This is a genomic window from Rhodobacter sp. NTK016B (assembly GCF_017303295.1).
Lineage (GTDB): Bacteria > Pseudomonadota > Alphaproteobacteria > Rhodobacterales > Rhodobacteraceae > Pararhodobacter.
The window spans coordinates 1-10,187 of sequence record NZ_JAFKOK010000033.1; the positions used below are offsets into that span (position 1 = coordinate 1).

The 10,187-nt window shown below is 63.3% G+C and carries 11 protein-coding genes; all 11 read left to right on the forward strand.

Annotated features, from left to right (window positions below; genetic code table 11):
- A partial coding sequence (locus tag JI664_RS23385) for an energy transducer TonB family protein (protein WP_207016202.1) occupies positions 1-614 on the forward strand: 614 nt, incomplete at its 5' end.
- 445 nt (positions 615-1,059) lie between these two features.
- Positions 1,060-1,389 carry an STAS domain-containing protein gene (locus tag JI664_RS23390; protein WP_207016203.1) on the forward strand — a complete coding sequence of 110 codons (330 nt, stop codon included), beginning with the start codon at positions 1,060-1,062 and terminating at the stop codon, positions 1,387-1,389.
- Positions 1,386-1,766, forward strand: coding sequence for a response regulator (locus JI664_RS23395; protein ID WP_207016204.1), 381 nt, complete (start codon positions 1,386-1,388; stop codon positions 1,764-1,766). The genes JI664_RS23390 and JI664_RS23395 overlap by 4 nt, the downstream gene beginning before the upstream one ends.
- Entirely contained in the window at positions 1,691-3,937 is a 2,247-nt protein-coding gene (locus JI664_RS23400) for a chemotaxis protein CheA (protein WP_207016205.1), read from the forward strand. The genes JI664_RS23395 and JI664_RS23400 overlap by 76 nt, the downstream gene beginning before the upstream one ends.
- Before the next feature lies 1 nt (position 3,938).
- On the forward strand, positions 3,939-4,406 hold the full coding sequence (locus tag JI664_RS23405; RefSeq protein ID WP_207016206.1) for a chemotaxis protein CheW: 468 nt from the start codon (positions 3,939-3,941) through the stop codon (positions 4,404-4,406).
- A complete protein-coding gene (locus JI664_RS23410; RefSeq protein ID WP_207016207.1) occupies positions 4,403-5,272 on the forward strand; it encodes a CheR family methyltransferase in 870 nt (289 codons plus the stop codon). Before JI664_RS23405 ends, JI664_RS23410 begins: the two co-directional genes overlap by 4 nt.
- Before the next feature lie 12 nt (positions 5,273-5,284).
- On the forward strand, positions 5,285-5,671 hold the full coding sequence (locus JI664_RS23415; RefSeq protein ID WP_207016208.1) for a response regulator: 387 nt from the start codon (positions 5,285-5,287) through the stop codon (positions 5,669-5,671).
- Between the two features lie 29 nt (positions 5,672-5,700).
- Positions 5,701-6,018 (forward strand): hypothetical protein, encoded by a 318-nt coding sequence (locus tag JI664_RS23420; protein WP_207016209.1) that lies wholly within the window; start codon positions 5,701-5,703, stop codon positions 6,016-6,018.
- 80 nt (positions 6,019-6,098) lie between these two features.
- A complete protein-coding gene (locus JI664_RS23425; RefSeq protein WP_207016210.1) occupies positions 6,099-8,501 on the forward strand; it encodes a methyl-accepting chemotaxis protein in 2,403 nt (800 codons plus the stop codon).
- A gap of 29 nt (positions 8,502-8,530) precedes the next feature.
- Complete coding sequence (locus tag JI664_RS23430; protein WP_207016211.1) at positions 8,531-9,514, forward strand: CheB methylesterase domain-containing protein; 984 nt, start codon at positions 8,531-8,533, stop codon at positions 9,512-9,514.
- Positions 9,511-10,080: a chemotaxis protein CheD gene (locus JI664_RS23435; RefSeq protein WP_207016212.1), complete on the forward strand. Its 570-nt coding sequence runs from the start codon at positions 9,511-9,513 to the stop codon at positions 10,078-10,080. Before JI664_RS23430 ends, JI664_RS23435 begins: the two co-directional genes overlap by 4 nt.
- Positions 10,081-10,187: the final 107 nt, after the last annotated feature.

A 10,187-nucleotide genomic window follows, 5' to 3' on the forward strand; every position in this document is an offset into this window, starting at 1 on the left:
CGCCGCCCGAGCCCGCCGCGCCCTCGGGCTTTGCCCCCGCGCAACGCGTCGCGCCCGAAACCATCACTGCCGAGACCCGCCCCGACATCGCCGTGCGCGAGGCCGAGGCCAGCACCACGCGCCCGCCGCAACGCCCTGATTTCGCAGCGATCGAACAACAGCGCGAAGACCGACGCCAGGCCGAGGCCGAACGCCAGCGGCAGCGCGAGGCCGAGCGTGCCCAACAGGCCGCCGACGCGCAGGCCGCGGGTGACAGCGACCGCAACGCAAGGCGCGGGGCCTCGGATGGCAGCGCCGGCGCGGCGGCGCAAAGCGCGCCCAGCCCGGCGCCGCAAGCCAGCGCGCCCGGCAATGCGGCGGCGTCCAACTATCCCGGTCAGGTCATGCGCCGCATCCAGCGCGTGCGTCAGGTCCGCCTCCGCGCGCGCGGCAGCGCCGTCGTGGCGTTTACTATCGCGGCCAATGGTGGCCTCGCCTCGGCCAGCCTCGCGCGGCGCTCGGGCAGCGCCGAGCTCGATCAGGCCGCCCTCGACCACATCCGCCGCGCCGCCCCCTTCCCATCCCCACCCCCCGGTGCCCAGCGTCAATTCTCCTTCGAATTCGTCGGACGGTGAGAGAATAGCGGTAGCCAAGCGGCGCGATTCGTCGGCGAAGAAATGCGGCGTATCTCCGCGCGCGGCAATATGGTTTTCAGCCGCGTCCCGCGCCCCAACGCGTTCATACGGCGCGGCTCTTTCGATCCCCGGCGCAGGGCACGGCCTGCCATGGAATTTGCGGTCAGATGGGCGCGCAGGCTGCCTCACCTACTGGGGCTGCGAAACAGCGCCGAGATCCAGAATTTCCCCGGAAATCAAGCGGCCTGAGCGCTGACACCCGCGCGCCTGCATGAGAAATCCGACATCGGAATGCAGGCGGCGCACCATGGTGGCGCATGCCGGAAGCGCCGTTCCAGACCCGCGCAAAGGAACGTCAAAAAGGACCGGCGGGAAGGAACGCATTCTTAAGAGTTGGCTGCGAAACACTTGGGCCAGGACGTTCCAGCAGCCGAAAGGTGCCACCTTGGCCGATTCCGCACCAGACCACCTTGTTCTCGATCCCGATGCCTGGACCGATGCGCCTCTCGGCGTGATCGAAGGGCTTCGGACCAGCGCGGCCAAAGGGGTCGTTATCGATGCCTCAGCGGCGGGCCCGATCCCCGCCCAGGTTGCGCAGCTTCTGCTCGCCGCGCGTCGTGCCGCGCGCGCCGCCGGCGCCGAGCTGCGCCTCGCCGAGGTCTCGCAGGCCGCGCGCGACAGCCTGATCCTGCTGGGCCTCGACACCCTCCTCTCGGACCCGTCGGGCGCCGATTCCCAGAATGCCGATTCCCTGACTTCGGAGACGCCGACATGACCGAGAAAACGATCCTCGCCATCGATGATTCCCGCACCATCCGCCAGCTGGTCTCGCAAACCCTGGTGGATGCCGGGTTCGACGTGACGACCGCCGTGGATGGCGAAGACGGGGTATCGACCTTTCAGAACACACGGTTCGATGCCGTCATTACCGATATCAACATGCCCAAGCTCGACGGCTTCGGCGTAATCGCGGCCATCCGCGGGGGCGAGGCAAACCGCAAGGTGCCGATCCTTGTGCTGACGACCGAGAACTCCAACGATTTCAAGGAAAAAGCCCGCAATCTCGGCGCCACCGGATGGATCGTCAAACCATTCGAGGACCGGCAGCTGGTCGACATCCTCAAGCTGGTCACGGGAGCCGAAAAGGGATGAGCAACGATTCCCTGCGCGAAACCTTCTTCGCCGAATGCGAGGAACTGGTCGAACACCTGACCGAGGGGCTCGATGCGCTCGCCTCGGGCGAGTGGGACAGCGAAACCATCCACGCGATCTTTCGCGCCGTGCATTCGATCAAGGGGGCGTCTGGGGCTTTCGGCTATTCCGACCTCGTCACCTTTACCCATGCCTACGAAACCGTGCTCGACCTGATCCGGTCGGACGCGCTCGACATCACGCCTGAAATCCTGCGCCTCATCACCCGCGCTTCGGACGCGCTGGCGGTGCTGGTCGATACCACACGGCAGGAAGGCGCGGCATCGCTCGACCCGGTCAGGGATCTGATCGCGGAACTCGACTCGACGGCAAAAGCCGTCTCCGCCGATGCGCCGCCCGAACCTGACTTCGTGTTCGCGCCTGTCACGCTTCTCCCGATCGAAGTGCCCGGCGATGCAGACGACACGCCTGCCGGCGCAGACGCGGCAGCGGACGCGGGCCTGGTCATCAGCTTCAAGCCGCTCGCCAGCTTCTATGTCAACGGCCACGAACCGCAGCGCTTCCTCGGCGCGCTTGCCGAACTGGGCGACCTCTCCGTGCGCTGCGACAGCCAGAGCGTCCCGCCCCTCGACGCGTTCGACTTCGACGGTGCCTATCTCACATGGCACTTACGCCTTCTCGGTGTCGCGGATGCAGACGCGGTGAACGACATTTTCGCCTTCGCTGCGGGTCTGTGCGACCTCGAAATCCGCCCCGTCGGGGCCGGTGAAGACCTTACCGATTGGAGCGTCGCACCGCCCGCCGCCGAGCCAGACACCCCTGCGGACACGCTTCCGGGGCCAGATATCTCACCCGCTGTCACGCCCTCCCCGAATGTAAGCGCGGCGCCTGTTCCCGCCGCCTCGCCCGCACCCGCCACCGAAAAGTCCCCGCCTGCCCCGCGCGGCGCCAACAAAGCCGCGAATCCGATCCAGACCACACTACGCGTCGACCCGGAGCGGGTGGACCGACTGATCAACAGCGTGGGCGAACTGATCATCAACCATGCGGTCATCAGTCAGAAGCTCGAAAGCTGCGGTGTCGGCAACGATTCCGAGATCATGGCCGCGTTGGACGATTACCGCTATCTCGCGCGCGAGATTCAGGAAGGCGTGATGTCTATCCGCGCGCAGCCGGTCAAAACGCTGTTCCAGCGCATGGGCCGGGTCGTCCGCGAAGCTGCCGACGCTACCGGAAAGCCGGTTAATTTCATCAGCGAAGGCGAGACGACAGAAATCGACAAGACGATCCTTGAGCGCCTCGCCGACCCGTTGACGCATATGCTGCGCAATTCCGTCGACCACGGCCTCGAGTCGGCCGAAAAGCGCCGCGCTGCCGGCAAGCCTGAACTCGGCAAGGTCCGTCTCACAGCCGCGCATCGCTCGGGCAATGTCGTGATCGAGGTGGCCGATGATGGGGCCGGGCTCGACCGGGAACGCATCCTTGCCAAGGCACTCGACAAGGGCCTCGTTCTTCCCGATGCCAAGCTTACCGAGGCCGAAATCGACAATCTCCTTTTCGCACCCGGCTTTTCGACCGCCGACAGCATTACCAACCTTTCAGGTCGCGGCGTCGGCATGGATGTGGTCAAGACCACCATCGCCTCGCTCGGCGGCAAAGTCGGCATTTCCAGCGTCCACGGGCAGGGCTCGACCTTCACGATTTCGCTTCCGCTGACGCTCGCGGTGCTCGACGGCATGGTGATCGGCGTGGGCGAGGAAACCATGGTTCTGCCTTTGGCCAGTGTTGTCGAAACCGTCCGCCCCAACCGCAGCGACATCCACGAAATCGGCAGCGGCGAACGCGTTCTCTCAGTGCGCGGTGCCTATGTCCCTGTGGTCGATCTGGCCAAGACCTTCGGAATGCACAGCGCCGGATCCCTGAAACGCGACCGCTCCTATGTTCTGCTCGATGCCGGAGGCGCCAGCATCGCAGTCGCTGTCGATTCGATCCAAGACCAGCGTCAGGTCGTCATCAAGAGTCTCGAAGGCAATTACGGCGCCGTCAACGGGATCGCCGCCGCCACGATCCTGGGCGATGGCAAGATCGCCTTGATCATCGATTCCGAGGCATTGGTGGAGCTGGTCTCCCCCCGACGCAAAAACCGACCCCTCATCGAACTGGAGGCCTGACATGACCGACGACGACACGACTGACCGCGGCAACATCATTGAGTTTGTCTCCCTCTCAGCGGGGGGCCAGGGATTCTGCGTGGAAATCACCTCGATCCGCGAAATCCGCCGCTGGAGCCAGGTCACCGCGCTCCCCTTCTCGGAAGATTCCGTGCTCGGCGTGATGAACCTGCGCGGCGCCGTCATTCCGATTGTCGACCTTGCGGGCCGTCTGGGACTGGGAACCACCGAAATCGGCTCGCGCAATATCGTTGTGGTAGTCGCAATCGGCAGCCGCATCATGGGGTTGTTGGTCGATTCCGTTTCGGAAATCCTGTCCGTCAACAGCGAGACCATCCGCCCCAATCCGACCCTGCGCCGCGACGGTGGCACCAGCCATGTCACCGGGCTTCTGCCAGTTGAAGACGTCATGCTTCGGGTCCTCGACCTTTCGGCGCTGTTTGCCAATGAAGGCGAGGAAGCCGCATGAGTATCGAAGGGTCCCCTATCCTCGATACCGGCGAGGCGCAGCTCTCCGAAGACGATTTCCAGCGCATCGCCCGGATTGCCAAGGCGGGCTGGGGGCTCAATCTCGACCCGGCGAAAAAACCCCTTATCCGATCGCGACTGGGTCGCCGGCTCAAGGCGCTCAACCTCACGGAATTCAAGGCTTATTGCGCCGTGATCGAGACGGGCGACGCAACCGAGAGCGAGCATTTCGTCTCGGCGCTGACAACCAATGTGACGCATTTCTACCGTGAGCTGCACCATTTCGAGATGGTCGAGGACGAGCTCGCGAAGGGTCTCGCTGCACGAGCGAAAGCGGGCGAGCGGCTGCGCATCTGGTCCGCAGGCTGTTCGTCGGGGCAAGAACCCTATTCGCTCGCCGCGTCGCTCATCGCCGTGCTTCCCGATGCCGCGCGCTACGACGTCAAGATCCTTGCAACCGATATCGACCTTGGTGTGCTGAAGACCGCGCAAGCCGGTCGCTACGAAGCCAAAACCGCCGCTTTCCCGACGCCTCAGCTCAAGGACCGTGTCTTCGATCCCGGACAGGATCCGGACGCGCGCGACATCAATGTCCGGCCGGGGCTCAAAAAGCTCATCACCTTCCGGCGCCTCAACCTCGTCCAGCCGTGGCCCTTTGCCGGGCAATTTCAGATCGTCATGTGCCGCAATGTCGCGATCTATTTCGACAAGGCCACCCAAAAAACCTTGTGGGAACGGTTCTCAGACATACTGGCACCGGATGGCCTGCTGTTCATCGGCCATTCCGAACGTATCCCTAACCCGCCCGAGATCGGTCTCAACCCCGTCGGCATCACCTCCTACCGCAAGACCATCGCGAAGAACTGAAACGGACACACAATGGCTCTGAAAGACGCTCTGAAAGTCATGATCGTTGACGATATGTCGGTAAGTCGGGGCCTGATGACGCAAAGCCTCGAAGAAATCGGCATCAAGAATATCGACTTCCAAACCTCCGGTGCCGAGGCGCTCAATCGCCTTGCCGTGAATCCCGCACATCTGGTCATCAGCGACTACAACATGCCGGGGATGAGCGGGCTCGATCTCCTCGAAAAGCTGCGTGCCAACAAAATGACCGCGAAGATCGGCTTTATCCTGATCACCGGCTCGCCCAGTCAGGAAATCCTCGAACGCGGTGTGAAGCTCGGCCTGAACAACCTGATCAAGAAACCGTTTACCACGCCTAGCCTGAAAGCCTCGATCGAAGCCGTCGTGGGAAAACTATGAGCCTATCGGCCCCACTTCCGATCCCTCCCTTGCTCGCGTCGCTTTCCGACGCGCTCGAGGAAATACGCCAGATGCTATTGCGCTACGAAGCGTCGATGATTGTCGCGCCGACGACGCCAGAGACCCGGCGGGCGGCACAGGACTTCGACCTCGCGGTGCAAATTCTGCAAGATCTTGAGCACGTTACCCAGCAATTGGCCAAGGACTTGCCGCCCGGACTGATGTCCGAGAACTCTCTCCCCCTCGCCGGCCTCCTGCTGGAACGCAATCGCCGGCGCTTCATGGCTGCGGTCGAAGGCAAACCCCTGCCCAACCAGGGCACCAGTCCCATGATCGAACTCTTTTAGGTGCCACTATGACCGATCGAAAAGCAAAAACACTCCGCGCGGCCCGAAATGCCGCTCAGAGCCGGGCATGAGGAAGGCGCATGTATAAGTTCGTTGCGAACACCAAAATCAGCCTGCGGCTGCCGATCCTTATCGTGGTAGCGCTTGTGGCGATCCTCGGCGCGTCAAGCGCGATCTACTACTCTTTGTTCCGGTCCGAGATTCAGCAACGCGTCGAGGACCTCGCGCGCGATACCTCAGACCAGTCGCGCAGGAGCTTTACCCAATGGCTCGGCTCGATGCATCGGGCCACTGCCGATCTCGCGCAAGGCAACCTCGCGCCGGCCGCCATGCAGGCTTTCTCTCAAGCGCTGACGTTGCAGGCGCCCGGTTGGCTTGAAGATATCCGCGCGGAGTATCCCGGCCAGCCTGGCGATGACGCCGCCCGCCCTGCCTATGACGTCGTCCATGCGCAATTTCACGAGTTTCTAACCCATCACCGCGATCTCTTTGGCTATCAGGATCTGTTGCTGATCACGCCCGAGGGAGAGGTCATCTATTCCATTGAAAAAGGACCGGATTTCGCGATTTCTCTCGGCGCAGAGCAAAACGCCGACGGACCGCTCGCTGGTGTCTGGCGTGAGGCGCTCGCTTCTTCCGAACCCCGGAACATCGGCTCGGATGTCGAACTTTCCGCGATCGGCAGTACCACGCCTGCGGTGTTTATTGCGCGGCGAATGGTTGACCCGCAGAATCCGTCCGGCCCCACGCTCGGCGTGGTCGCGATCCGGCTATCCTTCGACGCCGCCGAAACTGCGCTCGAAGAAGCGACAGGACTGGGTGACACAGACAACCTGTACCTTCTCGCCGGCGACGGTCGGCTGCGCAGCACGCCGCGGCTGGGCGGGGCCTTCAATTTGCTCGATCCACTGCCCGATCTGCCCCAGGTCACCGCCGGACGCAGCGGAGAGACCGCGTTCTTCCCTCGCACCGAAGGCCTTGATGGCACGCTGGTGGACGCTGCCGTGCACAGCTTTGAGACCCATGGCTTTCCGATGGCCGTGGTGGTTGAGCTTGATCACGCAGCCAATTACGCCGCACTAACGGGTTTCGTGAATCGAGCAGCGGTCTTTATCGTCCTCTGCGTGCTGATTTCTTTGGCCGCGAGCTATCTGGTCGCCCGGTCGATTACGAAGCCACTCAACGCTTTCGCACAATCCATGACTCGCGTCGCCGCCGAGGATTATGAATCCCCGATTACCGGCATCGAACGGCGAGACGAGATCGGCGGTCTTTCCCGCGCGCTGGCTTCTTTCCGCGACCAGCTGATCGATGCCCGCGGCAACCGAATAGCTCAAGAGGACGCACGCGGCGAGCAATCGCACGTCGTCGCCGAATTGCGGCGCGGACTGCGCGATCTTTCCAGCGGTCGTCTGGACCTCCGGCTCGATCAGGCATTCTCTGAAGATTACGACAGCTTGCGCGTTGATTTTAACGCAACGGTCGAAACTATGGAGCGGCTGATCCACGCAATCTCGACTAATGCAGCCGAAATCCGCGCGCGCGCCGAAGAGATCAGCGCGTCGTCGGATGACTTGTCGCATCGCACCGAGAGTCAGGCCGCCACGCTCGAGGAAACGGCAGCCGCGCTCGACGAACTGACAGCCAGCGTGCGTGCTGCGGCCGACAGCGCATCCGAAGTCGAAGATGTCGTCGCGGATGCCCGCAAGGAAGCCGAGCAAAGCGGGCATGTCGTGTCCGAAGCGGTCTCAGCAATGTCCCTGATCCGAAAGTCGTCGAGCGAGATTTCGCAGATTATCGGCGTCATCGACGACATCGCCTTTCAGACCAATCTGCTGGCACTGAATGCCGGGGTCGAAGCCGCGCGCGCGGGCGATGCCGGTCGCGGCTTCGCGGTGGTCGCTTCGGAAGTGCGCGCGCTTGCTCAGCGCACCTCGGACGCGGCGAGACAGATCAAGACTCTTATTACCAGCAGCACCGAACAGGTCGAGACCGGCGTCAATCTCGTCGGACGGGCTGGCGACACCCTGACGATGATCATCGAACGAGTCGGTAATATCGACGCCCTGATCGGAACCATCGCCACCGGTGCGCGCGAGCAGAGCGCAGGCCTGAACGAGATCAATATCGGTGTATCGCAGCTCGATCAGGTCACTCAGCAGAACGCCGCCATGGTCGAAGAGGTGACGGCCGCATCGACCACCCTACGCCACGAATCCGAAGCGCTCGATCAACGCATCGGACAGTTCCGCACCGCCTCCGGCGCGCCCGCATCAGCAGACGTGACGTTGTTCGCCGCAGAGGAAAGCACGCAAACCTTGCCCGAGCCCTTGCCCACGACAGACTTCGCGCTTCCGGCAGTGCCGGTCGACACGGCCAAAGCCTGGCAAGCGGAATTCGAGGAGACTGAGACAGTGCCTGAAAGCGAGAGCGACGACATGATCGAGATCGCCGCTAATTCCGGCCGTTGGCACGATTTTTGACCAAAGTACCATGAAGCGGAGGCGCTAACATGCGGGTGATTCTTGCGGATCCAGACAAGACGCAGCTCCGTCGCTCAGCACAGCGGCTGACAACGCTTCGCGGGATCTCGGTGACGGATGTGTGCAGCGACCTGACGCAAACCTTCAATGCGGTCGAGCATCGTCCCCCGCAGCTCGTGATCCTCGCGGCGGCGCTGATGGAACGTCCTGAATTCGAGATGATGGACCTGCTTTTCCGCACCCTCGGCGTCGCCTGGCTCGCGCAGCGCGGCGCGGGTCGCGCCACGCGCCCCGGTGCTCTCAGCACTGAGCGCCTCGTTGATCTCGACCAGTCCGACGAGGCCGTTCTGGCCCTTCTCAATCGAGCGGTCGGAGCGGGGACCACCCCGCCGCCACGTGCCTCTGCAGGTCTCTTGCGCTCGGTCGGCAAGGAAAGTGATCAGCGTCTGATCCTGATCGGCTCGTCAACCGGCGGGATCGACGCGCTTCTGACCATACTCGACGTCTTCCCGGCCGATTGCCCCCCCACGCTCATCGTGCAGCATACGGGTGCTTCGTACAGCGCGGGGCTCGCGCGGCTTCTTGATCGCCACGCCGCAGCCCAAGTCCGCGAAGCGCGTGATGGCGATGTCCCGAAGCCCGGTACGATACTGCTGGCGCCCGGGGCCGATCAACACCTCGTGCTGTCGGCCCGCGCGCCTCATGCTTGCAACTTGCAGTCGGGCGCGAGAATTTCAGGGCACAGACCCTCCGTCGACGCGCTGTTCCGCTCGGCCCTACCGCTTGCCAGCCGAGTCACGGCGGCGTTGCTGACGGGGATGGGACGAGACGGAGCGGACGGGCTACTGGCCTTGCGACAGGCAGGGGCCCGCACGATCGCCCAGGACAGGGCAACATCTGTTGTCTATGGCATGCCCGGTCACGCCGTACAGATCGGCGCTGTCGAACATGAGCTCCCCCTTTCGGCGATCGGCTCCGCAATACTGAATGCCAGGCAAAGGGTGAAAGTGTGAAACAGCAATTCCAGAACTGGCCCGAAGGCTACAGAACCCGAACAGTGCCGGTCATTCGCGGCGAATTTCTCGTCTCATCCGACCCCGAACTCGTGCTCTCGACGGTGCTCGGGTCCTGCGTTTCGGTGTGCCTGTATGACCCTGAAGCGCGGATTGGCGGCATGAACCATTATCTTTTGGCCGACGCCCGCGAAGGCGAAGCGACGAGTCTCAAATATGGGGCTAACGCGATGGAGCTGCTGATCAACAATCTGCTCAAAAGCGGGGCGAGCCGAACGACCCTGCAGGCCAAGGTGTTCGGAGGATCCCGCATGAGCGGGCGCTTCGGTGACATCGGTCCGAAAAACGCCGAATTCGCCCTGCGTTACCTGCGGGCCGAGGATTTTCCGGTTCGCGCGCAGGATCTTGGCGGCACCGATGCCCGAAGGATCAATTTTCACCCGGTAACGGGCAAGGCCCGGATCATCCATGTCAGTGGCGCGATGGACGCCGCCATCGTGGCCCCGCCGCCGCCGCCGGTCGCTCCGCCCCGGAGCGCCAAGCCCGATGCGGTAACGCTGTTCTGAGCGACATCGCACGATAGCGCCCCGCCCCCCGAGAAATCGACGCTCCGCGCGAACGGAGAACGGAGAACGGAGAACGGAGAACGGAGAACGGAGAACGGAGAACGGAG